The 24,173-nt window shown below is 35.7% G+C and carries 29 protein-coding genes and 1 tRNA gene; 19 read left to right on the forward strand and 11 right to left on the reverse strand.

What is annotated here, in order from left to right; all coding sequences use genetic code 11:
* Positions 1–8 precede the first annotated feature (8 nt).
* The 11 genes from rseP (at position 9) to HX109_RS04865 (ending at position 6,926) form a co-directional block, all read left to right on the forward strand.
* Positions 9–1,334 (forward strand): RIP metalloprotease RseP, encoded by a 1,326-nt coding sequence (gene rseP, locus HX109_RS04820; RefSeq protein WP_178954058.1) that lies wholly within the window; start codon positions 9–11, stop codon positions 1,332–1,334.
* A gap of 217 nt (positions 1,335–1,551) precedes the next feature.
* Positions 1,552–1,625, forward strand: a tRNA-Asn gene (locus HX109_RS04825).
* Positions 1,626–1,748: 123 nt separating this feature from the next.
* Complete coding sequence (locus HX109_RS04830) at positions 1,749–2,423, forward strand: hypothetical protein (RefSeq protein WP_178950070.1); 675 nt, start codon at positions 1,749–1,751, stop codon at positions 2,421–2,423.
* Positions 2,424–2,549: 126 nt separating this feature from the next.
* Complete coding sequence (locus HX109_RS04835) at positions 2,550–2,843, forward strand: helix-turn-helix transcriptional regulator (protein ID WP_178950071.1); 294 nt, start codon at positions 2,550–2,552, stop codon at positions 2,841–2,843.
* A 26-nt stretch (positions 2,844–2,869) separates the two neighbouring features.
* Positions 2,870–4,075: a primase-helicase family protein gene (locus HX109_RS04840; protein WP_178950072.1), complete on the forward strand. Its 1,206-nt coding sequence runs from the start codon at positions 2,870–2,872 to the stop codon at positions 4,073–4,075.
* A 12-nt stretch (positions 4,076–4,087) separates the two neighbouring features.
* Positions 4,088–4,321, forward strand: coding sequence for a hypothetical protein (locus HX109_RS04845; protein ID WP_178950073.1), 234 nt, complete (start codon positions 4,088–4,090; stop codon positions 4,319–4,321).
* Entirely contained in the window at positions 4,287–5,150 is an 864-nt protein-coding gene (locus tag HX109_RS04850; protein ID WP_178950074.1) for a toprim domain-containing protein, read from the forward strand. Before HX109_RS04845 ends, HX109_RS04850 begins: the two co-directional genes overlap by 35 nt.
* A gap of 131 nt (positions 5,151–5,281) precedes the next feature.
* Complete coding sequence (gene mbpA, locus HX109_RS04855; protein ID WP_178950075.1) at positions 5,282–5,599, forward strand: mobilization protein MbpA; 318 nt, start codon at positions 5,282–5,284, stop codon at positions 5,597–5,599.
* Positions 5,596–6,159 carry a relaxase/mobilization nuclease domain-containing protein gene (locus HX109_RS16285; RefSeq protein WP_255462770.1) on the forward strand — a complete coding sequence of 188 codons (564 nt, stop codon included), beginning with the start codon at positions 5,596–5,598 and terminating at the stop codon, positions 6,157–6,159. The genes mbpA and HX109_RS16285 overlap by 4 nt, the downstream gene beginning before the upstream one ends.
* A complete protein-coding gene (locus HX109_RS16290; RefSeq protein ID WP_255462771.1) occupies positions 6,159–6,467 on the forward strand; it encodes a hypothetical protein in 309 nt (102 codons plus the stop codon). The genes HX109_RS16285 and HX109_RS16290 overlap by 1 nt, the downstream gene beginning before the upstream one ends.
* 12 nt (positions 6,468–6,479) lie before the next feature.
* Positions 6,480–6,926, forward strand: a complete 447-nt coding sequence (locus HX109_RS04865; RefSeq protein WP_178950076.1) for a DUF6730 family protein — start codon at positions 6,480–6,482, stop codon at positions 6,924–6,926.
* A gap of 40 nt (positions 6,927–6,966) precedes the next feature.
* Here the strand turns inward: HX109_RS04865 and HX109_RS04870 are convergent, their stop codons facing one another.
* Genes HX109_RS04870 through HX109_RS04885 form a run of 4 tightly spaced genes read right to left on the reverse strand, consistent with a single transcriptional unit; the run spans position 6,967 to position 9,262 of the window.
* Complete coding sequence (locus HX109_RS04870) at positions 6,967–7,296, reverse strand: hypothetical protein (protein ID WP_178950077.1); 330 nt, start codon at positions 7,294–7,296, stop codon at positions 6,967–6,969.
* Between the two features lie 44 nt (positions 7,297–7,340).
* Positions 7,341–7,700: a hypothetical protein gene (locus HX109_RS04875; RefSeq protein ID WP_178950078.1), complete on the reverse strand. Its 360-nt coding sequence runs from the start codon at positions 7,698–7,700 to the stop codon at positions 7,341–7,343.
* A gap of 4 nt (positions 7,701–7,704) precedes the next feature.
* Positions 7,705–8,103, reverse strand: coding sequence for a hypothetical protein (locus tag HX109_RS04880; protein WP_178950079.1), 399 nt, complete (start codon positions 8,101–8,103; stop codon positions 7,705–7,707).
* Positions 8,057–9,262: a HEPN domain-containing protein gene (locus HX109_RS04885; protein ID WP_178950080.1), complete on the reverse strand. Its 1,206-nt coding sequence runs from the start codon at positions 9,260–9,262 to the stop codon at positions 8,057–8,059. Before HX109_RS04885 ends, HX109_RS04880 begins: the two co-directional genes overlap by 47 nt.
* Before the next feature lie 157 nt (positions 9,263–9,419).
* Here HX109_RS04885 and HX109_RS04890 point away from each other — a divergent pair, with 157 nt between their 5' ends.
* The 8 genes from HX109_RS04890 to HX109_RS04925 all read left to right on the forward strand — a co-directional run bounded on the left by HX109_RS04890 (position 9,420) and on the right by HX109_RS04925 (position 16,906).
* Positions 9,420–9,638: a helix-turn-helix domain-containing protein gene (locus HX109_RS04890; RefSeq protein WP_178950081.1), complete on the forward strand. Its 219-nt coding sequence runs from the start codon at positions 9,420–9,422 to the stop codon at positions 9,636–9,638.
* A 135-nt stretch (positions 9,639–9,773) separates the two neighbouring features.
* Complete coding sequence (locus tag HX109_RS04895; RefSeq protein WP_178950082.1) at positions 9,774–10,181, forward strand: restriction endonuclease subunit S; 408 nt, start codon at positions 9,774–9,776, stop codon at positions 10,179–10,181.
* A 71-nt stretch (positions 10,182–10,252) separates the two neighbouring features.
* Entirely contained in the window at positions 10,253–10,396 is a 144-nt protein-coding gene (locus tag HX109_RS04900; protein ID WP_178950083.1) for a hypothetical protein, read from the forward strand.
* Positions 10,397–10,438: 42 nt separating this feature from the next.
* Positions 10,439–11,604 (forward strand): IS3 family transposase gene (locus HX109_RS04905; RefSeq protein WP_178950084.1). Its coding sequence is split into 2 segments (ribosomal slippage): positions 10,439–10,676 and positions 10,676–11,604, totalling 1,167 coding nucleotides; the frame shifts between segments, so codons are not numbered across the junction.
* A gap of 70 nt (positions 11,605–11,674) precedes the next feature.
* Complete coding sequence (locus HX109_RS04910) at positions 11,675–14,425, forward strand: NACHT domain-containing protein (RefSeq protein WP_178950085.1); 2,751 nt, start codon at positions 11,675–11,677, stop codon at positions 14,423–14,425.
* Positions 14,426–15,080: 655 nt separating this feature from the next.
* Complete coding sequence (locus HX109_RS04915) at positions 15,081–15,245, forward strand: hypothetical protein (RefSeq protein WP_178950086.1); 165 nt, start codon at positions 15,081–15,083, stop codon at positions 15,243–15,245.
* 226 nt (positions 15,246–15,471) lie between these two features.
* Positions 15,472–16,719, forward strand: a complete 1,248-nt coding sequence (locus tag HX109_RS04920; protein ID WP_178950087.1) for an RNA-binding domain-containing protein — start codon at positions 15,472–15,474, stop codon at positions 16,717–16,719.
* 31 nt (positions 16,720–16,750) lie between these two features.
* On the forward strand, positions 16,751–16,906 hold the full coding sequence (locus HX109_RS04925; protein WP_178950088.1) for an HTH domain-containing protein: 156 nt from the start codon (positions 16,751–16,753) through the stop codon (positions 16,904–16,906).
* 810 nt (positions 16,907–17,716) lie between these two features.
* On the opposite strand, the gene HX109_RS04930 is transcribed toward HX109_RS04925, so the two are convergent.
* The 7 genes from HX109_RS04930 to HX109_RS04965 all read right to left on the reverse strand — a co-directional run bounded on the left by HX109_RS04930 (position 17,717) and on the right by HX109_RS04965 (position 23,857).
* Positions 17,717–19,879 carry a peptidase domain-containing ABC transporter gene (locus tag HX109_RS04930; protein ID WP_178950089.1) on the reverse strand — a complete coding sequence of 721 codons (2,163 nt, stop codon included), beginning with the start codon at positions 19,877–19,879 and terminating at the stop codon, positions 17,717–17,719.
* Between the two features lie 309 nt (positions 19,880–20,188).
* On the reverse strand, positions 20,189–20,359 hold the full coding sequence (locus HX109_RS04935) for a hypothetical protein (protein WP_317170435.1): 171 nt from the start codon (positions 20,357–20,359) through the stop codon (positions 20,189–20,191).
* A gap of 26 nt (positions 20,360–20,385) precedes the next feature.
* Positions 20,386–20,556, reverse strand: a complete 171-nt coding sequence (locus tag HX109_RS04940) for a hypothetical protein (RefSeq protein WP_178950090.1) — start codon at positions 20,554–20,556, stop codon at positions 20,386–20,388.
* 1,366 nt (positions 20,557–21,922) lie between these two features.
* On the reverse strand, positions 21,923–22,087 hold the full coding sequence (locus HX109_RS04950; protein ID WP_178950092.1) for a hypothetical protein: 165 nt from the start codon (positions 22,085–22,087) through the stop codon (positions 21,923–21,925).
* Positions 22,088–22,100: 13 nt separating this feature from the next.
* Complete coding sequence (locus tag HX109_RS04955; RefSeq protein ID WP_178950093.1) at positions 22,101–22,268, reverse strand: hypothetical protein; 168 nt, start codon at positions 22,266–22,268, stop codon at positions 22,101–22,103.
* A gap of 55 nt (positions 22,269–22,323) precedes the next feature.
* Entirely contained in the window at positions 22,324–22,683 is a 360-nt protein-coding gene (locus HX109_RS04960) for an HTH domain-containing protein (protein WP_178950094.1), read from the reverse strand.
* A gap of 19 nt (positions 22,684–22,702) precedes the next feature.
* On the reverse strand, positions 22,703–23,857 hold the full coding sequence (locus HX109_RS04965) for an HlyD family secretion protein (RefSeq protein ID WP_178950095.1): 1,155 nt from the start codon (positions 23,855–23,857) through the stop codon (positions 22,703–22,705).
* Positions 23,858–24,173: the final 316 nt, after the last annotated feature.

The raw sequence follows: 24,173 nt of genomic DNA on the forward strand, positions 1-24,173 counted from the left end.
CCTATTTTATGAGTCCGATTTTAGTTAAGGCAATACAACTTTTTTTAAGTTTATCTATACTTATTATTTTACACGAACTGGGGCATTTTATCCCAGCAAAACTCTTTAAAACCCGTGTTGAAAAATTCTTCTTGTTTTTCGATGTCAAGTTCGCGCTTTTCAAAAAGAAAATTGGGGAAACTGTTTATGGAATTGGTTGGCTTCCGTTGGGGGGATATGTAAAAATATCTGGGATGATCGACGAAAGCATGGATAAGGAACAGATGGCACAACCACCTCAACCTTGGGAGTTTCGCTCTAAGCCAGCTTGGCAACGTTTAATTATAATGATTGGTGGAGTTACCGTAAACCTATTGCTCGGCTTTATAATTTACGCCATGGTATTACTTGTATGGGGAAAAGAAGAAATCTCGCAAGATGCCTTTCCAAATGGATTTGCGGTGGCAGAACAGTTAAAACAATACGGTTTTCAAGATGGGGATAAAATATTAAAACTGGATAATGAAAAACCCGATAATATTTTAAACGTAAGTCGCCAACTGGTAGTAAGGGGTGCAAATACGGTAGAAGTTAAGCATGCCAATGGCAAAAAGGAAGTATTGAGTTTGCCCGATTCTTTAGGCACATATCTATATACACAAGGTGCCCTCTACCCATTAACACCAAGAATTGCTCCGGTATTAGATAGTATTATTCCAGATGGCCCAGCCGACAGAGCAGGTTTACGTGCCGAAGATAGAATTGTATCTGTAAACGGCAAGGCAATTACTTTTTGGGACGAATTGACACACAAAATCAAAAACAGTAATGGCGAACCGCTACGCTTAGTTGTGGAACGCAACAAACTTACAGATACCATTTCTGTAAAACCCAGTGAAGATAACACCATTGGGATCGCACCAAAATCGCCAATTAAAAGAGAGGATATTACTAAAAAATCATATTCCCTAGCGGAAGCTATTCCAGCTGGTGTTAAATTTGGTTACTGGCAGTTGAGAGACTATGTAAGCTCTATGAAATTTCTTTTTACCAAAAAAGGAGCAACAGAAGTAGGCGGATTTGGAACCATTGCAAAGCTATTTCCCGATACTTGGGACTGGCAAGGTTTCTGGATGTCTACGGCCTTTATATCTATTATTCTGGCATTTATGAATATTTTGCCCATTCCTGCTTTGGATGGCGGACACGTAATGTTTCTTTTATATGAAATGATCACCGGAAGGAAGCCAAGTGAAAAATTCTTAGAATATGCACAAATGGTTGGGTTCTTTCTATTAATTGCCTTACTTTTGTACGCCAACGGGAACGATCTTTACAAAGCGATTTTCAAGTAAATTAACTAGTGTGAGCGTTTTACATGAGTTAAAAAACCCGATTTCAGCTTGAACGAATAAGCGCATTTAAAATCGCTTTCAACAGGTAAAACAAAAAAAATAATTTTTTGTTTGGAGTAAAGAAAAAAACATATATATTTGCATCCGCAAAAAAGGAATAAAACACTTCAGAAAAGGCCAAAAATAAGGTAACGAAGAAGTTTAGATAAAAGTAAATTCCTCCTTAGCTCAGTTGGTTAGAGCATCTGACTGTTAATCAGAGGGTCCTTGGTTCGAGCCCAAGAGGGGGAGCTTAATAACAGAAAGCCATTCAAGAAATTGAGTGGCTTTTTTGGTTTTCATGGGTACAACATAGGTACAACAATAAGTGCTTTTCTATTTATTTCTTATCTTGATGCATGCATAACCACCCAAATGGATAGAACAATCAAAAAATTAGCCGTATTATGGTGTAAGTTGGATGACGCCATCGATCACTTTTTTAAGCGTAGCACTTTAAGCAGTAATAGCGCGCGCCTTTATTTTCTAATAATTATCATCGCAGTTTATGGTTTGGTCATCACGCTGTTCAGCTCCTACAGTTCCTTTGAGCAAAAACTTCTATTCTTCTTTGGATATCTTTTGACCGGGATTTTATTGATTATACTATTTGCGGCCTATTATGAAAAAAAGAGGATCAAAAACAGTAGGCTTTATCCATTTTATTACGTCCCTTTCAAATGGGAAACGGTCAATTACGAACTTCTTAAATTCAACGAGGATGAACGTATCGATTTTAATTTGCTGTTGAACCGCCGCCATGTACAGAACAAAATCAATTTCCGCGAAAACAACAAAAGCAAGGAAGGTGCCAACCACCGCATGTTGTTCTCAATGTTCCATGTACTTATCCAGGATGGTATAGAACACTTTACGGATGTACAGAAGAAAATTTTTTTTGAAATGCTCAGGGACTCCTTTCTAATGAACCGCAAACCCATCAATTACGATACCCTGAAATCCAGTTTTTCCAATTGGAAGTATGATCTCGACACCGAAAAGGGCGTGGCTTACCACCAATATTGGAAAAATGTCTTCTCCCTTCCATAATTATTGGATAATTAAAGCATAACCGCGTTTATGCTATTGATTTGACCGTATCTGCTTTCATATATTTGCCCTGTCCACTAAACGTAGAAGGCCTTTTACTCATCATTAACCAAAAACTTTAAAACAATGAATGAGCAAGAGAACGTTGTGGGCTTATTGGAGGATATTAAAGCATTGCTGTCCCAGAACAAAAAGGTTTTAAATGTAGAAGACCTTGCCCAATACACAGGGCTTTCCAAAAGCAAAATCTATAAACTGACCCATTTGCGATTGATCCCTATGGGCAACAACAAACACATCCGCCAAAAATTCTTCGATAAGGATGCCATTGATGCTTGGCTTTTAGGAGAACCCAAACTGTCAGATGCCTACCTGGAACATGAATTCAATAGGAAGCTCCTGAAAAACGGAAAATCCTAAACACCATCCACTTTAAATATTATTATATGAAAAAGATACCGTACAGACGCATCGGTACCACGTATTGGAAAGATATCGAGAGACCCCTTATATCTGGGGACTCCATTTCCATAATGGTCCGTTGGAACAAGGAAACGATCATTGCAGACCATGGGAAGTCCTATCTTTCCAAAATCCCAAAACTCGACGGGTTCTGCTGTATCCCTGAGCATATAGGGTACGAGCAAGTGGTCGGTAATTCCTATAACACCTACCACGAGCTGCCCATGGCACCCAAGAAGGGAAAATGCCCTGTTTCCATGGGGTTTGTGAGGCACATCTTCGGGGAACAGGCCGAACTCGGGCTGGATTACCTAAAAATCATTTATGAGAACCCCTCACAGATACTGCCCATCCTATGCTTGGTCAGCAAAGAGCGTGGCACCGGGAAAAGCACCTTTATCAAATGGCTCAAGGCCATCTTCGGCCAGAACATGACCTATATCAAAGGGGACAGCTTTTCCTCACAGTTCAATGCCGATTGGGTTTCGAAGGTTATCGTTGCGGTGGACGAGGTGTTCTTCGATAAAAAAGAGATCACCGAACGGCTTAAATATTTGAGCACCACCGATAAGGACAAGTTGGAGGCCAAGGGCAAGGATCGGGAAGAGGTCGAATTTTTCGGGAAATTCATTCTCTGTAGCAATAACGAGGATACTTTTATCCTAATAGATTCCAATGAAATCCGTTTTTGGGTAAGGAAAGTGCCCCCTTTCGATACCGAGGACACCCAATACCTGCACAAGCTCATTTCTGAAGTACCGGCCTTTCTGCAGTTCCTTAGGGACCGTTCCTATGCCTCTGAAAAGAAAACACGGATGTGGTTCACCCCGGAACAGATAAAGACCAGGGCACTAAAGAAACTGGTCTGGCTGAACAACAATGCGGTCGAAAGGGAAATGGTGCACCTGCTCTACGAAATGTTCGAGGCCACTGGTGCGGATGAGCTCAGGGTCACCCCAAGGGAAATCGTTTCGAACCTCGGCAAGGTACGCCGTAAAAACTTCGAACCGAACGACATCCGGAGAATACTGAAAAACAAATGGGGGCTTACCCCTTCAGACAATTCAAATTCCTATCAGGGGTACGAGTATACCAGTTATGGTGAGTTTGTCCAGATCAGCCGTGTCGGAAGATATTTTGCTGTTGAAAGAAAAAAGATCTATGGAATTTTTGATGAAATGATGAATTAAGAGTATAAATAATTGATTATCAATAAAATAATCCTTCATCAAAGTTTCATCAAACGTTCATCAAAATTAGATTCCATCAAAAATGATGAAGATCAGCAAAACAGTTTGATGAATGATGAAAAAATGATGAAGTGTGAAGTACCAGTAAATATAGGGGTTAAGAAGGATTCTTCATCATTTTATCAAAATTTTTCAGAAAACCATCCAGCCCATGAAAAAGGAGAGAACAAACAAACTATCGTGTGAAAAAGCCCGTAGTGTTTGCACCGTGCAGGCACTCGCAAAACCAGGGCATTTCCCCACCCGACAAACGGAGAAAGAAGCTTGGTTTCTGAGCCCCTTCCGGTCAGAAACACAAGCCTCTTTCAAGGTATCCCTAACATTGAACCGATGGTACGACCATGGCGCCGGTATAGGCGGCAATGTGATCGACCTGGTATGCCTTATAAAACAATGCTCGGTAAAAGAGGCCTTGATGTTTTTGGACAATGAAACTTTGTTTTTTTCTTTTCAGCAGCAGCCCCGTTCTAAAAAGGGACCAGGCATAGAGGTTATGGATGTAAAACCCATCACGCACCCTGCCCTATTAGCTTATTTAATGTCACGAAAGATTAGACCTGCAGTGGCAAGGCTTTATTGCAAAGAGGTACATTTCAGGTTGAACGGTAAAAACTATTTTGCCATCGGGCTTGAAAATATATCCGGGGGTCATGAGCTCAGGAACAAATTCTTTAAAGGCAGCATTTCCCCAAAGGACATCACATTTTTAAGGAACCAATGCCCTAACCTGATTGTGTGCGAGGGGATGTTCGATCTGCTCTCATTGGCCAGTCATTGCCCTACCCTATCCAAAGGAGCAGACTTCCTTGTTCTCAACTCTGTCGCATTTATTAAAAGGGTCCCTGATTATTTTAAGAATTATAGTACGGTAGAACTTTATTTGGATCGGGACAGTGCCGGTAAAAAGGCTACGGATTTCTTACTGGCTTCCCATTCAAAAGCCGTGGACAGATCGGTATTGTATTCGGGCTTTAAGGATATAAACGCATGGTGGACGGGAAAACCGGATGGGTAATTGCGCAGCAATTTCAAGATGTGTTTTTGTTGCCACAAAAACCATCTTGCTTTGCTCCCGGAGGTCACAAAGGGTGCTGGGCACCTTTGGTACCAAACATAGAAACACTTCCTAATTCTAACAATTAAACCATGGCAAAAGCCAGAGTCAACATAAAATCCACTTTCGTCAAATTCCGGTGTACCCAGTTTGAAAAAAGACTGTTGCAGGTCAAGGCAAAAAGGGCCAACCTCAGTTTGAGTTCCTATTGCCGCATGGCGGCCATGGATGATAAGATCATTGAACGGTTTACCGAGGAGCAGATCGAGGTCTATAAGGCCCTTGTTCAGTACCACCACCATTTTAAGCGCATTGGGAACATGTTCAAAAAAAGGGACCCCAAGCTGACCGAAGAAGTGTACCTGCTTGCTGACGAAATCAAGGACCACTTACAAAACTTTAAAAAATGATAGGGAAAGGAATGGCCATAGCGCACACGAGGGCCTCCATGAAGTATGGGATGGACCAGGAAAAGGATGCAGAAATTGTCTACAGGGCACATCTGGCTGGGGAAACCCCATCGGAAGTGACCAAGGAGTTCAAGATCGTACAGGATACCAATGCCCGTTGCCAGAAGAACACCCTGAGTTTCGTGCTCAGCCCTACCGTGGAAGATGGCAAGAAGTTAAGTGTTAAGAAGCTGGAAGAACTTACCGGTAGGTTCGTAAAACAGATGAAACTGCAGGAGCACCAAGCCATGGCTTTTGTGCACCGGGACAAAAACCACCTCCATGTCCATTTGTACGTGAACCGCATTAGGTTTGATGGAAAGGCCTACAATGACAGCTATATCGGAAAGCAAAGTCAATTGGCCGCTGAAAAAGTGGCCAAGGAAATGCAGTTGACAACGGCAAGGGAGGTACAACGGGAAAACAACAGTCCCTGTTATATACCCGTGCGGTCATCAAAGAGCACCATCAAAGGGCACTGTTGGAAAAGCCGGGGACAATCGACAGGTACATCAAACTGATGGAAAAGAACGGAGTGAAAGTGATCCCCGTGATCAATAAATCCAATCAACTGCAAGGGTTCCGGTTTGCCCATGGGTCGCAGAACCTAAAAGGGAGTGCCGTACACAGGGAACTATCGGGCGGTAAAATATTGCAGGCCATTGCCCAGAACAGGGAAAATGGGCCCAGACTGTCCAAGGAAAGTACCCTTAAGATATGGAACCAAGCGGTAACGCTACATCCCAACCTGGCGGCTTCCTTGGTCAAAAAAATAGTGAAACATGTGGTTAAAAAAGTGATCGATACAGTGATCGGTATTGCTTATTAAAATGAATTGGTTATGGCAAAATTGGAAGAAATAGCAGCGTTGCTGACAGAAGAGATAGAAGGGTTTAATACATCGGTGACCAAATTGGAAAAGCTATCCAAAAAACTTAAGGAAGTTAAGGTCAAAGCGGATGCGTCAAAGATTGAGTACCTTTTGGAAACCCACCTAAAAAAACAGGAGCGGTTTGAAGCAATACAGGAAAAGAATACCAAGGAACTGCTCAACAGTCTTGACAGGTCACGGTTGTTCCCAAAATGGTCGGTAGTGGTTGGGTCATTCTTCGTGGTACTGCTATTGGTACTGGGTTTTATCACTCTTAGTTATCGACATAAGAACAGGGAGCTAAAAGACAATATCCTGCAATTGGAAAACCATTATCAAGGCTTTATAAAGGAACACCCCAAAGTAGAAGAACAATATCTTAATTGGGTGAACCCGAATGGAAACCACGCAAAATAGTATTAGTTATGGTAAGATTTGAGGGGAGGTATTCCTCCTTTTAAAAAGAAGATTTAGGATCTTCTTTAAAAAGCCTGTAAGATTCATCCAAAAACTCGCCTTCTTCAAAGGGCAAAAGACTGTTTGCCAGTTCTAAAGTCCGACGGATATCCATACCATGATCCTTAATCCTTGGAGGTGAAAAGGTATCCCCCTGTGCCGCTAGGATACTCACATTGATCAATGCCTCAATGGTAATGAACAAATCGGTATAGCCTTCAAATTCCAAAAAGGTAGGTTTGTATTTACCCTTACGTAAATTGGAAGGCTGCAAGGTGTTCAATTTATCATTGGCCAATGCTTGTAATTTGTTGATTTGTTTCTTTTTCATGGTACTCAATTTTCAATTATACATAAGCTTTTCTATTTGTCCTTTTACTTTTGATCCTTACCCCTTTTTATCCCCAACCCCTCTTCCCTATAATAAAGATTAAGGTGATCCATAAGGGCTTCCTCCCCCTTTGGCATTAAACGGTTGGCAATGGCAAGCAAATGACGGACATAGTATTTTTCATTTCTTTCGGAGATAGTATCCAGACTCAATTCAGGGTCAATGGTCCTCATAGCTAGGTGCACCAATGCACGGACCGTAAGCAATAGTTCTGCATGGTCTTCTACATAAAACAGGCTCACTTCAAATTTATCCTCATAAAAAGAATGTGGTCTTAAAGTGGGATGATGATCCATTGCATGCTGTTTTAAGCTGTTTATCAATTTTTGTTCGTTTGGGTTCATCACTTTAGGTTTTAGATTGATCCTTTTTATCATTGTTAACTTCTGAGAGCATTTCTATAATCTTATCATAGCACACCATTTCACTTTTTGGTAGCAGGGTGAGTATTAATTCCAGAACAACGCAGACAGAAGTATTTCGGTCTTTTGTATTGGCGTCTGTATATTGGCTGAAAAGAGAGGATGTAAAATAGGTGCCTTTCCCATCCAAGGTGAATGCACATACTTTGATCAGGGATTCAATTTTCAGCATCAGTTCATAATAATTGCACATGCGGATTTCGGCTTTTTGCAAGGGTTCCCCATCCCAAAACTGGTCGGTTTTTTCCAACATCCCTTTTGTATTTGCTACCAGCTCTTTAAGCTCTTGCAGGGTTTTCAATTGTTTCTTCTTCTTTGTTTTCATAAGGCATAATATATTTTTCCATGATTTCTTCCAAACACTCTATCTCCTCAAATGGGAGCAATTGCAGTATATGATCCAGGGCAGTTTGGATGTTGACATGGGGCTGAGGGATTAACCTTCCATAACTGCTATCGGCGTGTTCCAGAGCTATAATGCACACCTTCATAATTCCAGCTATATCAAATAGGATATCAGCAAGGCCGCCTACTTTAAAGTTCGCTTTGTAGTAGAATTTTTTGGAACCCGGTTTTATCTCGCATAGTTTTCTTTTTGCAAGGTCCTGTATCTTTCCCTTTATTTCTTGGTAATCTGTCAAAAACTCTAAAGAGTGATTTCTGTCTGATTCACTTTTTGAATTTTTAGTTTTTGAAAGTTCATCTCTGCAGGCTTTCATTTTAAGTTTAAACATCATCTCCACATGGGCGTACGCGTCATTTGCTTTTTCACGTATCTTTTGTATTTGCTCCCCATTAATGTGATAGTTGTTATGATAACGAGTGGCTATATACGCCTCATCCAACAGTTTCAATAGATTCTGTTCCTCTTCTATTTCAGTATTGAAAAGATTGCCCAGTCCCGGTGCAAAGGCTTTCAAATAGGTTTGCAGTTCTTTTATATTATGGCTTTTGCGTTCCTTGCCCATGATAAATAACCCAGCAAACCGGAACCAGAGTTCTATATATTGATGGAACATAAAAGCCGCCTGGGAAAGATTCCCTTTTTCAATAAAGAAATTAGCACCTTCCAGGAACGCGTTAATTTTATTGTGTTCTATTTGAAAAACACTTTCAATCCTGTTAAAAGTATTCACATCTATGGCTCTATCGATAAGCTGATTTTCAACATTGGGACTTTTATAGATCAGGTTTGCAGGGTTAAACCCGTGAATAAAGAATAGGTTCTCTTCAGCTAATTGTTGCCGTGCATATTCAAAAGGGAATATCCTGTAGAGAAAGTCTGTTTCCTGTTGGAAAATTTTAGCGACCATTGAGGACAACTCTTGGGTCAATGAAGAACAATTACTTTGTAGTATCGCTATCCATATAATTCTCGAATATTCCTCACTTGCCGCTGTAGATTGGAAAATATACTGTACCTCCAAAAGCGAAGTTAATTTATCTTTCACCTCTTGTTCTTGTATGTTCGCTTCTAGTTCCATGTCTATATCAATTTAAAAGTTCACAATTTCAGATATATTTTTCTTATAATCGGAACGAATATACATACAATATGACAAAATGACAAACAATTATTTAGAAAATCGGAAAATTTTATCCTAAACACTAACTTTATGTTCTTAATAACAGAATAATCGCATGACGGAATTAGGATTATATTTTGCTAAAAAATCAATAAATAGATCGGATGTATCTCGTAAAACTGGATTAAGCAAAACACGATTAAGTGAACTTGCCAATAACGCCAGTACTCAATTAAAGGTGAGAGAATTATACTTAATTGCCCTTGCTATTGATGAAGATCCTGGCGATTTATTAAAGGAAGTTTGTAGAAATTTGAAATTGCCGAAGAGGTAATGCTTTATTACGGATTTCCGTATATTTTCCTCAAACATCATTATTAAATTAGTTTTCTATGGGAAAATATTTTATGGAAGTCAGATGATTACCCAATTGAACTAAATATTATCATCACAAAATGTCTATCTATTAATGAACAACTTTAAAGAAAAAGCAGATAACTACTTGCATAAAGGAGGTGATGTTTTCTTTGCAAGAAGCGGTGCAACTGTTGGAAAAACTTTTCAGTTTAAAGATTATGAGAAAGTAACTTGCTTTGCTGGATATTCAATTAAAGTTACCCCAAAACCTAATATTATAATCTCGGATTTTCTCTACTTTTTCATGAGATCAGGTTCTCATGAAAATTGGAAAAGGAGTATTTTTAATCAAGCAACCATACAAAATATTGGAGCCGATAAATATTCATTTTTGGATGTTTCAACACCTCCAGTGGAAGAACAACAATCCAATGTCAACCATATTGAAACTAAATGGACTCGTATAAATGCCAAGGTGGCCAGAATCAAGCAATTTGATAAAACTGTAGGAAGAATATAGGCAGGCGTTGATAACAGAAGTCGTCACAGGGAAAATTAAGGTAATTTATTGAAAAAAGTAAATTAAATATAATGAGTAAGAAAACATTAACCAACATATCAGACATACAAAGCTTAGCAGCATTAGTTATTAAAATTTGTGATAAACTGGGGTTAAATGATATTAAAAGTATTAATGAATCAATACTGACTGCTACTGAAGATTGGAATGTCTAATTTAGTTGGTACGGATTTATGTGATAAACTTAGATTTGTATTATGAACAGTAAGAATTACGACCAAGAATTTAAAGCTACCATTCTAGAGCTGTTGGGTACCGGCAGAACGGTCAAGTCCCTATCGGATGAGTATGGTGTCAGTCAAGCCTCCATTAGCAGATGGAAAAGGATGTCAAAAACATCGGGCAGTATAAATACTTCTTTGGGAGGTGAAGAAAACCAGAGGATCAAAGCCTTGGAAAAAGAGCTGAAAGATGTGAAGTTGGAACGCGATATCCTAAAAAAGGCGGTAAGCATCTTTTCCAAGAGCGACAGGTGATATACGGTTTCATTAAAGACCATAGAGGCAGATTCCCTGTTGGAAAGATGTGCAAATGCATGCGGGTGAGCAAGAATGCCTACTACACTTGGCTAAGGGCAGGCCAGGGCTGCAGACCCAATAGTGGCCTGGATGGCTTAAAAGAAAGGATCCGGGAAGTATACCATGGCAGTAACCGGATATATGGCAGTTCAAGAATCCAGAAAGTACTGGAAAGGCAGGGTGTGTTTTATAGCAAGTCCTACATTGCCCTTTTGATGAAAAAAATGGGGCTTAAAAGTATTTTAAGCAGGAAGTTCAGGGTGACCACGACCGATTCGGGGCATTCGTTCCCGATTGCAGAAAACCTACTGGGAAGGGACTTTACCAGCGATAGCCTCGGCGAGAAATGGGTATCGGACATCACATACATCAAAATAGGGAATGGCTGGAATTACCTGACAACAATATTGGATTTGGCGGACAGAAAAGTGCTTTCATGGGTCTTAAGCGAAGATATGACCGTAGAGAACACCGTTTACAAAGCATGGAGCCTGGCCAGAAAAAGAAGGGAAATAACGGACAACCATCTTTTCCATTCGGACCAAGGGAGCCAGTACGCCTGCCACAGAATGGTGTCCCTTTTTTACATGAGCCCTAAAATAACCCAGAGCATGAGCAGGAAGGGAAACTGCTGGGACAATGCCGTGGCGGAAAGCTTCTTTAAGACCATAAAATACGAATGCATCTATAGGCATAGCTTCAAATCGTACCTGCAGGCTTACCAAATTATTGAGAATTACATCCAATGGTACAACAACGTCAGGATACATTCAGCCTTGGACTTTAAAACACCAGCTGAAAAGGAGTTGGAACTAAAAATTAAAAAGATGTATAACGTAGCATAAAATAGTACCAAATTTATTAGGTAGTCCAGATTCGGCATTAGGGCATAGAGATTTAAAAATAATTTGCACTTTGAGTGAATTGAGCGGGAAAGTTGAATTAATTAAAACACAACTTAAAGATTGTATTAAAGAAAATGATGAAATAATTGTAGTTAGTTCACACGGAAAGAAAATTTCTAAATATTTTCAAAGTTGGCTAAGAAGTGAGCTTAAAACAGATAAGGTTCATTTTTGGGAAGAATCTGATTTAATCAAATTGGTTGATAAGCACCTGCCTGAATACTGGGGACATAATGATGTGTTTTTAAAAAGTTTTGAAGATGCTTTTATTGAGCGCTTAGAATCAAATGGAGAGCTTCAAAGGGTTTTAAAGCTTGATGAAAAATTTGAAGAGCTATTAAATTTCTTTATTGAACCTAAGATATACTATATAAAGGAAGATGAAAAAACTGGAAGACAAATACATTCACGTTTTAATAAGGATAAATATTTGGATGGAAAAAATTATTTTATCTCGGGAGATGCAGGGACAGGTAAAACTACATTGTTAAAAGAAATTGGCAAGATAGCTATTCAAAAAAACCAAAACTCTACCAACAAAATCTTACCGATAAAGATTAAAACCACATTAATCGCAAATTCTGATTATTCAATCGTTAAAGCAATCGAAAGTGAGGTAGTTAGCTTTGTTAGCGAAGAAGGTGTGGATAAAGTATATAAAGATTATAGAATTTTACTTTTAATTGATTCGATAGATGAATTAGAAAGATTAAAACAACGAGAAATATTTCATGAATTAAGGGAGTTATCTGAACAGCATAGTTTAAATTTTATTCTAGCAACTCGAAATTATGAAAGCTTAACAAAAGAGTGTGAAGTATGCGATCATATTAACACATTACTTTCCAATTTTGATTTAAATCAAGTTCAAAGATATTTAACCACATTTTTTAAGCGAGATTTAAAAAAATCTGAAGAACTATGGCAAAATCTACAAGAGAATAAAATCCTTGATAAAGTTCCACCTACACCATTAACCATTTCATTAGTATCTATTTTATTTGAAGAAAATGGATATGAAGTACCTGCCACCATTACGGATGTATATGATAATTTCAACACCTTTTTGTTAGGTAGGTTAAATGTCAACTCAAGCATAGATTTCCTTAAAATTGATGTTAAGGAAAAAATCCTCCAAATGTATGCTCTCAAAATAATTAAATCATCAAATAGATCTAGATTAAAAGAAGACGAATTTGTGAAATACATTAAAGACTATTTTAGGGAACAAAGTATAACTATTGAAGAAGGAACGATTCCTGAATTGATAAAAGGGTTAACTGACGGAACAGGCGTATTATATCTTGACGACTTAAAGTATGTTACTTATCAGCATGATCATTTCATGGAATATTATGCTTCTAGAGAGATCTTTAATGATGAAAACAGGAATACGCTAGAAGATGAAATTGTTGAAAATTTTTGTAAATATAATTGGCAAAATACAGCCATATTTTATGCAGGAAGAACCAAAAACATGAAAATGTTTTTGAAAAAGTTAGCTCAGCGTACTGAACGGTACAATTCTTTACCTAATATCCTTTTGTCTATTTCAGGTCTGGGTTATATATTACAATCCTTATGGATGACAAATTCTGCAAATCGTAAGGATGCTGTTATAACTGCATTAAACCTATTAATACTTGCTGACACAAAGGTTAAGGAATTAGCTGAAAAAGGTTATCCCTTTTTTAAAGGAATTGGCGAATTTGATATAGCAATCATGAACCTTTTTTGGTTTTACAATCATTATAATTCTTTAACACTTCGCGATCCCCTACAATTAGCGTTTGATGAATTACATGGATCATTAAAGCAATTTGATAGTACCCAATTTGAGAAAGATAAAACCACAAGATTGTATCAGCTTTTTTGCCTTGCGGCTACATTAAACACCGGTAGAGTAAAAGACAACTCAAAATTGGAAATTCTTTTTGATCAAGACAAGCTACTGACAAAGTCATTATTTGTTTTTTTATTTAATGAGGCGATTGACTTACTTGAACTAGGAGATAAATCGAAATTAATAAAAGATTATAAACTTGATACTAAAAAAAGAAAATATATCCACAGCATCAGATTCTATTTGGATCACCCCTCTAAAACCCTAAATAATACAACATATGAGCTATTAAACCCAATAAGAGAAGTTGAAATATATACAGAAGGTAAATCCGATGCCTCAATTATAAAACATGCCTTTAATACATTAACCATGAATGAAAAACCCTATTGGAGTATTACCGCTATTGAAGATGGGCAAGGAACGACAGGCGGCGGCGCTCATCAGTTGGCAAAATATTTAATAAGGTTGGGGAAAAACATTGAAACAGATTTTGACAAGAAAAAAACAATCATTGGTATATTCGATAATGACGCCAAAGGCTTTGCGGAATTTAATGGTCTCCCCGAGAATTTTAAAACAGTTAATGGCATTTTAAAGAAGCTGGAGGGAGCAAAGGTTTATGCAATGTTATTACCAATACCAGACGATCAAAAATATGAACCGTACCATCAAGATAAACAAGCCTTTAAATTCTTTGAGATTGAGCATTATTTCGATATAGATTTTCTTAAGGAGTATAATATGGTTAAAGAGACCTCGATACCATCTGTTTTTGAAATAACAGGCAACAAATCAAATTTTAAGAACATGGTAATAAAGTCAAATAAACCCGAGTTATTTATTAAATTAATTAGCTTATTTACTGAAGTTGATAAAGTATGTAAAAAAAATATCAACTATATAGATTCAAAATAGATTATGAGCATAACCACCGTAACCGAGGAAGTAGATGTAAACCACCTGTACGATTTGAAAGCACGATTGGACGAGTTTCAGATATATTGGGCACAGGAAATAGAAACTTTTGTGAAGGTATAATTTTATCTGGGAACCAAATTAAAAACCCCAAAGCAACAAAATATCTATACTAATTTACCGACTCAGCTGTAGATCGATTTAAAGACTTAGAGGATGAAAAACAAGACGAATTTAAAAAAGGCTTAAGAACTTGGACAAATCTGTATGCTTTTTGGCTCAAATCATGCCTTTCTTTGATACTTATTTTGAAAAGGTTTTTGCCTATATCAAGCTATTGTAAACTTGTTTGCCAAAACGTGAGCTTTAGGAATTATAGTATTTGGATGATGAAGTAGCATTAGAATATTACCGTTTGCAGAAAATAAAAGAAAGTGCCATTGCCTTGCAGAAAAGCCAGGAGGTAGAATTAAGTGGTGCCACCGAAGCTGGACTGAAAAAATAGGAAGAAGATGCTCGGCTATCGGAAATCATAAACGTCCTTAACGAAAGTTTCGGTACCGAGTTTGAAGAAGCCGATGAATTGTTTTTCGACCAGATAGAAGCAGAACTCATGGAAGATCAAATCCTGAAATCGTAAGCCAAGGTCAACAAAATGGACACCTTTAAGTTTATCTTTAACAATTCGTTTACGGATAAACTCATAGGCCTTATGGATCAAAATCAAGACACTTTTGAGAAATTTTTCGAAGATAAAAAATTTGGAGGTTTAGTAAAAGAATGGATGATGAAAAAAAATTATAAGCAGCTGAAAAGATAGTTGTTAAGTAAGAAAACACTCGAACTGGAAACCATTGACATATACTTTATCCAGAACATTAGATAGAACCAAAAGACCTACATTTCATATGAAAGGTGAAAAATTAAAATAAACTCTAATATAGATATAGTTGATTATGACTATAACATATGAATTTCTTATGTCAGCATTGCCGGCAGTTCTGTAGCGAGAATTGAATAATAGTATTTAAAAGTATAATATAGAAATGACCAAAGATCAACTTATATCAAAATTAGCCGATCTGGAATGGGAAGACTTTGAAGTAAAAGCCGCTAAAGGTGGATTGCCAAAAGACACATGGGAAACCGTTTCTGCTTTTTCCAATACCTCCGGGGGATGGCTGTTGTTTGGTATAAAACAAAACGGAAAACAATTTGAAGTAGAAGGTCTCAACAGCCCCGAAAAAGTTGAACAGGATTTTTTAAATAACATTCAATCGGGCAAGTTTAATGTATTTGTTCCCACCCAACAAGCTAAACATAACATAGATGGTAAAACAGTTTTGGCATTTTATGTGCCGGTATCAAAAGACAAGCCCGTTTATTACAATAGCCTGCAAAACACTTTTATCCGAAGGGGAAGCTCTGACCAACGGGCTACCAAAGAAGAAATTGATGCTATGTTCCGCGATCAAACCTTTGGAACCAAAACATCAGAATTAGCACCTAAAACCTCTAAAGCAGACTTGCACACTACATCATTAAAACAGTACCGTGATTATATGGCACGCTTTAACCCCGATGTAAGCTATAACCGTTATGACGAAGACGAATTTTTAACCAAACTACGTATTGTTGATGACGAGCAATTAACCTATGCCGGTTTGCTATTTTTAGGAAAACGTGAAAGTATTGAAAAGCATTTCCCTGATTTTAGAATCGACCTGCTAGAAATTCCGGGGGCTACCATCAGAGATGCCACTACCAATTACACTTTTCGGTTAGACGAATACGAAAACCTTTGGGACTATTATTTTGCTTGTTTCCAGCGTTTAAAACAAAAAGTGGACGTAGCGTTTCAAATAACCAATCAGGGTTTTGGCCAAGAGCTTTCTCCGGGTTTAAAAGCCATTCGGGAATCTTTGGTCAATATGCTAATGCACGCCGATTACTTTGCACCGGCGCACTCGCGTATCCGCATTTTCACTAACCATATCGAGTTTTACAATCCGGGTGGATTGCCTAAACCCTTGGAAGAGTTAAAAGCCAAAGACTTGTCATTGCCTCGTAACCCGCTTATTTCAAAATTGTTCCGTATGGTACGCTTGGCCGAAAATGCTGGCTATGGATTCGACAAAATCGAAACCAACTGGGAGCGATACAACAATACAGCACCCGAATATGATATTAGTTTTGATGGAACGATCTTAAAACTTTATACCCAAAAAGACAAAGCCGAAACTAAAACTTCGGGAAAACTTCGGAGAGACTTCGGAGAAACTTTTAAAGGGTAGCAGCTTTAACACAGTGAAGCTATTAATGCTTATGGAAGCTGATAGCACCACAACAGCAGAAAGAGCAAGTAATATACTTGGAGTTTCTTCAAGAACCATTGAAACGTATATTGCTAAATTGAAAGAATCACAATTAATAGAACGACAAGGGTCTGATAAAGAAGGGACTTGGTATATTATAAAATAATAATAATGCACAACAATAATGACCGGAGAATTAAAACCGGAAAGAGACGTATTTTGGAAGACCTTTTGCAAATTTAAAAGTATTTTTGAAGGAGCTTACAATTAATTCAGATGAGACTTTTGGATAATTTTTGTTAATAAGTAGCTTCAAAATTTATTAAGCGATAAATGAAAAAGATATTACCAACTTAAAAAAACAGAAGCATTTTTTTGTGTCTCATTTACTCCTCACATCCTGTAAACCCTTATAAAATAAGGAATGTTACATATTGAACAGATAAATGCAAAAGATATAACCGGCTTAAAAAAGCATTATTTTTTGGTTTCTCAATTACTCCTCATAATCTTTTAAGCCCTGTAAAATAAGGAAATCTACATATTGTGTAAATAAATAAAGCACATGAAGACGAAATTGAAGATTTAAGAAAAATAAGAGATACCTATTCTGAGAGCTATCTGGATATTTTAGAAACGAAGGTTTTAGGAAACCAAATCACTTTGGATAGGAAAGAAATATATAGACTTGCTTTTGGAGTACATTATGAAGAGGCAAAATTTGATAGGAGGCCATTAAGCAAAATGCAAAAAGATTTATTAATAGAATTGGGAATTTTAAAGTAACCCAATTACGATAAATCTAACCTTAATAGAAGCTAAAAAAATGGAGAATGAATATTTAAAACTTGGGTATTATTTTAAACCAATTTTTAAATATATTGAAAAAAGGGTAAGACTTTAAATAAGCCTAATCCCTGTTTTTTAAACTTTACACACTTTGCGGGATAGTGTCATTGATAAATATATGTATAACTTAAACTTGTTGTAATACAGGCATCTGTTGTTTCCAAAGCTTGAAGTAATATTTTCTTTTATCAAATAAATCCTCATGATTTCCCTGTTCAATAATGTTACCTTTATCTAAAACAACAATTTTATCTGCATTAATTACAGTACTTAATCGATGAGCAATTATGATAATCGTTTTCTCTTGATCTCGTAATCTTTGGATTGTTTTCTGAATATAGTCTTCCGAGGTACTATCTAATGAAGATGTAGCCTCATCTAGCACTAGTATTTCTGGTTGTTTATATAAAGCTCTTGCGATAGCAATTCGCTGTTTTTGACCTCCTGAAAGTGTTGCTCCATTTTCTCCAAGATACGTAGCGAAACCATTTGGCAAACTTTCTATGAAATCCATTATGCCAATTCCTTTACAAATCCCTATAATTCTTTCCATATCTGGAGCAAACTCTCCAACAGCAATATTATCAATAACATTTCCTGCAAAAAGATCTATTTTTTGGGGAACAACAGCAACCAAATCCCTTAAACTACTGTTCTCGATATACTTCAAGTTTATTTCTCCAATAGTTATACTCCCTTTTTGTATCGGATATATATTTTGTAATAAAGATATTAGTGTAGATTTTCCAGACCCGCTTTCTCCAACAATCGCAGTAATCTCTCCCTTTTTAAATTCAAGGTTCAAATTTTTAAACACCTCGATCCGTGTTCCATATCTAAAAGCTACGTCATTTAACCGAATATCGCCTATCTGATTTTGCTTTAATTTTATTTTATTTTCGGACTCCTCTCTTTCTATGTCCATAATTTCGAAAAGTCTATCTGCAGCAATCATCGCATTTTGAACCTGCTTATTTGCTCCAATCAAACTAGCTACTGGACCTGTAAAGTAACCTACAATAGCATAAAAAGATAATAATTCTCCTGGAGTTATTTCTTGGTTAATTACGAAATATGAGCCCGTCCATAATAAGATAATTGTAAAAAGTCTTGCGATAAACTCCGACCCAGTACCAGAAAACACACTATTCAAAGCGGACTTGTATCCAATATGCAATAGACTTATAAAACGTGTTTCTGTTTTTATGTTAGCAAATTCTTCAAGCCCAAATCTTTTTATAGTCCCTACAGAATTAAGAGACTCTACCAATTGGCTTTCCAAATCAGCGGAACGCTCCATTATTGTTCGTTCTGCCTTTTTATTTAATTTATTTGTTATTAAGTAAACAACAGCGTAAAAAGGAATAACCAATAACATAATTAAAGCTAACTTCCAATAATAGGTAAACATTAAGGCAAAAGAAAATACAAGGATTAATACATTTACAGTTAAATCCAATGAAACTCCATTAATAAAAGCCCTTATTTTTACGGCATCATTAATTCGTGAAATGATTTCTCCAACACGCATGGTATCGAAAAACTGTTGTGGTAATTTTAGGAGGTGCTTATAATAACCTAAAATAAGCCTAGCGTCAATTTGTTGCCCTGTTTTAATTAAAAAAATATTCTTGAATACCCCAATTGTAACTTGTAATAATAGCAAAACAATCATTGCCACGCTCAACAAATTTAACAAATTAGCATTTCCGTTGACTAATACAAAATCAGTAATCTTTTGTATATATATAGCAGTAGAAAAACCGAAAAGCGTATATATTAAAGCTCCAACAAAAGCCTGAAGTAACACAAACTTATGAGGTTTAAGTAAAAACCAAAAACGTTTATAAATTGACACCTTTTCATTCCCAATAGAAAAATCTTCATCAGGTAAAAGCAATACCAATATCCCTGTCCACTCTTTTTTGAATTCGTCATGTGTCTTTTTGTGAATCCGTCCATCCCCAGGATCCATTATTTTCACATAACTTTTGGTAACTTCATAAATTACTATGTAGTGATGGAGCTGCTCTTTTACTACAATATGTGCTATAGTAGGCTTAGGTATTTTAGAAAGACTGTTAAAGTCTCCTCGAACACCCTTAGCTTCAAAACCTAGTTTTTGGGCAGCTTCCAACAGGCCTAAAACATTGGTTCCTTTTTTATCGGTACCAGCGTATTGGCGTATACGAGAAATGGGTATTTGCAATTTATAATGGGCTGCTACAGAAGCTAAACATGCAGCGCCACAATCGGTAATGTCGTGTTGTTTGATGGTAATTTTTGCCATAAGTACTGTTCTTTATGGCCAGCAAGATAATATTGTAAACTGCAAAAATATTGCAGAGAAAAACTAATTATCCAAATTTATGATTGCGTTTTATGTAAAAAGGATAAAGTAAATCAATTCTACAATAATCAATTAAAAGTATTGGAGTTATGTTCTATTGTAAACATAACTCCAATACTTCAAATAAAATATTTCTTATGGATTCAAAATATGATAAATGTCCTTACCGAACTCGTAACCAATCATTACACATAATATAACTATGAATAGTATCCACAATAAAATCGTTATTTTCTTCTTTGACTCCATTTAATCATTCATTAAATGATATAAATCTTTTCCAACAGTATATCCGGCCATATAACTAGCAACTCCAACAGCAGTAGCTGCAATTATTAATTGTGCAATAAATCCTCCAGATAACTCTTCTGATTCATGTTTACTTAATTCTAAAGAATTAAATTTATTTAAATTATTCATAATAAAAAGTTTTGTTGTTAATAAATTTAGTTATAAGGCACAAATGCAGGCCAATACCATGGCTCACCATTTTTCATAGCTTCCATTTTATACCCTCCTATAACTCCAGCAATAATAAACCCTACAATTCCTCCTTCAGTTCGATTCATTTCCTGTACACTCAGCTTCTGAACACCCAAATTTTCTAAATTTTTCATTTTGTTAAAATTTAAAGTTAAAAATTTATTTTAATAAACTTCAAAACAACTTTTATCAAGCTGATCACTTCTTTTAAAAGATACTAAAACAACACTTTGACAAGCTCAGTGCCACGATTCAGTATAGTTATGCGCATATCCTTGCTTTGTTATCGTAAATATATTCTCGTTCACTGCACAAGCCTTACAGTATAGAGTCTTTTTGTGAGAAGAAGTTGTCTGCAATAATCTGGTCTACTTCACTATTGGTCATTATAAAAAACATATAATATAAAGGAATTTACTAGAACCATGTTCCCTTTGCTTTAAAAATTATTTTTAGAAGCCTCTAGTAAGCCTAATACATTAGCTCCTATTTATCAAGGCCAGCATATTCTCCATATTGCCTTAACAAACAATCGGTAATATCATGTTGTTTGATGGTAATTTTTACCATAAACTCCATTCCTTATGGCAAGCAAGATAATAGTGTAAAATGTTTCAAAGATGAAACACGTTAATTATTTTTTATACACTTTGCAATAGTGGCATTAAGTTATATAAAAAATGAAGTAAAATAGCGTATACAAAGCCTAACCTAATTCTTACACTTACTAAAAAATATGTTTTAACAAAAATAAGAATCAAAAATAAGAGATAGTATCCCTGATTTAACATTGTATATGGGTAGTAAATAAAAATATGACTAAGTATAAAGAATATACTACTTATAAGGATTCCTAATTTATCTCCTTTGTAAAGTCTAAAAAATCCATTATTTTTTGTAAAAAACAAAAGATATCCAATAACTAATAAAAGTCCATACAAAATAAGTATTAATGAAGACTCTAGAAATAAGAAAAGACAAATAGTAGCTACTATAGATAGTATTATATACTTCTTCTTATATCTTTGCAGATATAACCTAAATGAAATTTCTTCCAAAATAGGCAGAACGAATAGCATTTTTACTATAAAAAAAGAATCCTGATCTATCTTAAAAACACTGTGGTTATAGCTGATTAATTTGCTTACATAAAAAGAAATTTGATTAAGGGAAAACTCTGTTTGATATAATAAGAATATCAAACTAATTATAAGCATTATGGATATACTTTTAAAATAATACCAAAGGGTATGTTCCAATCCATAAATTGAAACAACCCTTTTGATTTTGTTAATATAAAATTGAATGTATAACATTAATTTTATGAAAAAACAGATTTAAACATATGAATTGTGCTGCCAATAACCCTCCCTATCCTGCAACCAAGATCAATTCCCGATTGTACATCAGGATCTGGACTAGTTGAGCAACCTCCATTATATTTCTTTAATTCTTCTAAACTAAGTTTTTTTATCATGTCTTACAAATTTTAAAAATTATTTAAATTGTTTCTGAAAGTCCTTCACTAATTCCGGTAAGAATTCCTAAAGTACGTAATACACTACTAGCAACCAACACTCCAGCGTAATACGAAAATCCCTTATGGCCGCCATTGATCTCTTGAAGCTCTTCGGCTTCTAAAACAACTAGATTCTTATTTTCCATTTTCATAAACTTTTTATGACATATTAAGTGTAAACCTATCCCAAAACCCTTTAACAAAATCTGCTGCTGAGTGAAGCGACTCCGCATATAGCCCGTAAGGACTTGCCTGCAACCCCCCATCAACCTGGATAGTTTCTTTAGCATCCAACTCCTGAATGCCAAAACTTTCTAAATTTTTCATCTTATTAAATTTTAAGTTAAACAATTATTTTTAATCGATTTCACAAAACACTAATTTATGCGCACATCTTTGTTTTGATATCGTAAATATATATCTGTTCACTGCATAAACCTTGCAGTATAGTATTTTTTTTCGAAAAATAACTACCTGCGAAAATTTGGGTTACTTCACTATTGCTCATTACAACAACAGAAATATTGACTTCCAATTTAAAGTCTTTATCATAATAATATGTTTTGCGGCTGCGGCTATATAAAATAGTGGCTTCCAAGCTTTTTAACTGCTCTATTAAATTATAAGCCATACGTTCGCTCATATGCAATTTATCTGCCAGTTCTTTTGGAGAACCGGTACATTCCTGTTCAATCAAATTGTGTAATCGTTGTAGGCGTTCTAAATTTTTAATCGTCTTCATAACTCATACATATTTAGGGTTAATATATTTTTACTTGTGATGGATTTAACCAATCATCTACTTTATCATATAATAGATCAAATAATGTCCTTTTTGTCAGTAAAAATTGAGCGTTCAATGTCATTCCTTTTTTTAGTTTTCCCTGAAAGCCATTTTTCAATTCCAAATAATCCTGATCTACTTCACATACTATTTTAAAAACAGGGTTGTCATTAATTACTTCAATATCATTGCCTATTTCTTTAATTTTTCCTTCAACTAAACCCCATTGGTTGTAATTAAAGGCATCTACTTGAAATGAAACTTTATCTTTATCATTTATGAAACCAATATCCGCAGGAGAGATAAAGCATTCGGCAATCATTTCTGTTGCTGGAGATATTTCCGCAATCTTAGCCCCTATACTGATATAGCTTCCCACCTCCAATTGAGTTGTATTTAATAAAGTACCGGAAAGAGGAGCGGTGACTATATATTGAGATTTGTTTTGAATAATCTGATTTTTATCACTTAATAGGCTTTCTAATTGATTTTCAGCTTCTGTTAAATTGGCTTGCCATGTGTTTTGTTGTTGCTTTTTATACTGATAGATGTTATTCTTAGCCAATTCATACTCAAACTCAATATTGTCGAATTCAGATTGGGCAATTACCCCCTTTTCAACTAGTATTTTATTCCTATTATAATCTTTCTGTTTAATAGACAGTCGTGTTTTGAGTTCCAATTGTTTTTGTTGAAATTCTATGAACTCCTTTTGATATTTTGCTGATTTAATATTATTTAGACTGATCCCATTTCCCGTAACTAATAAGTTCAAATCTTCTTCGAATTCTTTCAGCTGATTTATTTGATATTTTGATAACTCAAGCTTTTGATCTAGAATGGCATCATTGATTATAAGCAAAGTGTCTCCTTTGTTTACCGCTTTATTATTTTCAATATTATATAAAGTGACCTGACCGGTGTTTATTACATTTATAGGCACCCTATTTTTGTTTGGCTTTAGTATACCCCTTGCAGAAGTATATACATCTACATTTATAATCGGCAATAACGAAATGATTATTATAATACCAAGCAGTAAAATAGAATATATTATTTTACTGCTGGTACTATGTTTAAACCTAAAAACCTCCGTTGTATTGTCAAGTATTTCTTTAGGAAAAATCTGCATCCTTACTGGTTATTAATTTTATTAATAAGAAACAATATTAACTTGATAAGTATTTTTACTATTATCGTAAAAAGTATAAATTCCGGTATTGTTTGAAGGTGTGAATTTGAGAGAAAATATTTAGAATATCAATTTACTTCACTCGTCTTTTATAAAAGGCGTGCTTTATACAAATTAAACCACTGACTAATAATTTATTATAAATTTTGTTATTTCACATCAAGGGCAACATAAAATATTATATTTGGTGATACATAAATAAAAAATTTACTCAAATTGCCTTCAAATCACACCTATAATTGCTTCTCAAAGGTCA

Source organism: Galbibacter sp. BG1 (assembly GCF_013391805.1).
In the GTDB taxonomy this organism is placed as follows: domain Bacteria; phylum Bacteroidota; class Bacteroidia; order Flavobacteriales; family Flavobacteriaceae; genus Galbibacter.

Excerpts from the sequence above, each read along its gene's own strand:
- rseP (WP_178954058.1), top strand. The coding sequence starts at position 9 with ATGAGTCCGATTTTAGTTAAGGCAATACAACTTTTTTTAAGTTTATCT.
- HX109_RS04830 (WP_178950070.1), top strand. The coding sequence starts at position 1,749 with ATGGATAGAACAATCAAAAAATTAGCCGTATTATGGTGTAAGTTGGAT.
- HX109_RS04835 (WP_178950071.1), top strand. The coding sequence starts at position 2,550 with ATGAATGAGCAAGAGAACGTTGTGGGCTTATTGGAGGATATTAAAGCA.
- HX109_RS04840 (WP_178950072.1), top strand. The coding sequence starts at position 2,870 with ATGAAAAAGATACCGTACAGACGCATCGGTACCACGTATTGGAAAGAT.
- HX109_RS04850 (WP_178950074.1), top strand. The coding sequence starts at position 4,287 with ATGAAAAAGGAGAGAACAAACAAACTATCGTGTGAAAAAGCCCGTAGT.
- mbpA (WP_178950075.1), top strand. The coding sequence starts at position 5,282 with ATGGCAAAAGCCAGAGTCAACATAAAATCCACTTTCGTCAAATTCCGG.
- HX109_RS16285 (WP_255462770.1), top strand. The coding sequence starts at position 5,596 with ATGATAGGGAAAGGAATGGCCATAGCGCACACGAGGGCCTCCATGAAG.
- HX109_RS16290 (WP_255462771.1), top strand. The coding sequence starts at position 6,159 with ATGGAAAAGAACGGAGTGAAAGTGATCCCCGTGATCAATAAATCCAAT.
- HX109_RS04865 (WP_178950076.1), top strand. The coding sequence starts at position 6,480 with ATGGCAAAATTGGAAGAAATAGCAGCGTTGCTGACAGAAGAGATAGAA.
- HX109_RS04870 (WP_178950077.1), bottom strand. The coding sequence starts at position 7,296 with ATGAAAAAGAAACAAATCAACAAATTACAAGCATTGGCCAATGATAAA.
- HX109_RS04875 (WP_178950078.1), bottom strand. The coding sequence starts at position 7,700 with ATGAACCCAAACGAACAAAAATTGATAAACAGCTTAAAACAGCATGCA.
- HX109_RS04880 (WP_178950079.1), bottom strand. The coding sequence starts at position 8,103 with ATGAAAACAAAGAAGAAGAAACAATTGAAAACCCTGCAAGAGCTTAAA.
- HX109_RS04885 (WP_178950080.1), bottom strand. The coding sequence starts at position 9,262 with ATGGAACTAGAAGCGAACATACAAGAACAAGAGGTGAAAGATAAATTA.
- HX109_RS04890 (WP_178950081.1), top strand. The coding sequence starts at position 9,420 with ATGACGGAATTAGGATTATATTTTGCTAAAAAATCAATAAATAGATCG.
- HX109_RS04895 (WP_178950082.1), top strand. The coding sequence starts at position 9,774 with ATGAACAACTTTAAAGAAAAAGCAGATAACTACTTGCATAAAGGAGGT.
- HX109_RS04900 (WP_178950083.1), top strand. The coding sequence starts at position 10,253 with ATGAGTAAGAAAACATTAACCAACATATCAGACATACAAAGCTTAGCA.
- HX109_RS04915 (WP_178950086.1), top strand. The coding sequence starts at position 15,081 with ATGGACACCTTTAAGTTTATCTTTAACAATTCGTTTACGGATAAACTC.
- HX109_RS04920 (WP_178950087.1), top strand. The coding sequence starts at position 15,472 with ATGACCAAAGATCAACTTATATCAAAATTAGCCGATCTGGAATGGGAA.
- HX109_RS04925 (WP_178950088.1), top strand. The coding sequence starts at position 16,751 with ATGGAAGCTGATAGCACCACAACAGCAGAAAGAGCAAGTAATATACTT.
- HX109_RS04930 (WP_178950089.1), bottom strand. The coding sequence starts at position 19,879 with ATGGCAAAAATTACCATCAAACAACACGACATTACCGATTGTGGCGCT.
- HX109_RS04935 (WP_317170435.1), bottom strand. The coding sequence starts at position 20,359 with ATGAATAATTTAAATAAATTTAATTCTTTAGAATTAAGTAAACATGAA.
- HX109_RS04940 (WP_178950090.1), bottom strand. The coding sequence starts at position 20,556 with ATGAAAAATTTAGAAAATTTGGGTGTTCAGAAGCTGAGTGTACAGGAA.
- HX109_RS04950 (WP_178950092.1), bottom strand. The coding sequence starts at position 22,087 with ATGGAAAATAAGAATCTAGTTGTTTTAGAAGCCGAAGAGCTTCAAGAG.
- HX109_RS04955 (WP_178950093.1), bottom strand. The coding sequence starts at position 22,268 with ATGAAAAATTTAGAAAGTTTTGGCATTCAGGAGTTGGATGCTAAAGAA.
- HX109_RS04960 (WP_178950094.1), bottom strand. The coding sequence starts at position 22,683 with ATGAAGACGATTAAAAATTTAGAACGCCTACAACGATTACACAATTTG.
- HX109_RS04965 (WP_178950095.1), bottom strand. The coding sequence starts at position 23,857 with ATGCAGATTTTTCCTAAAGAAATACTTGACAATACAACGGAGGTTTTT.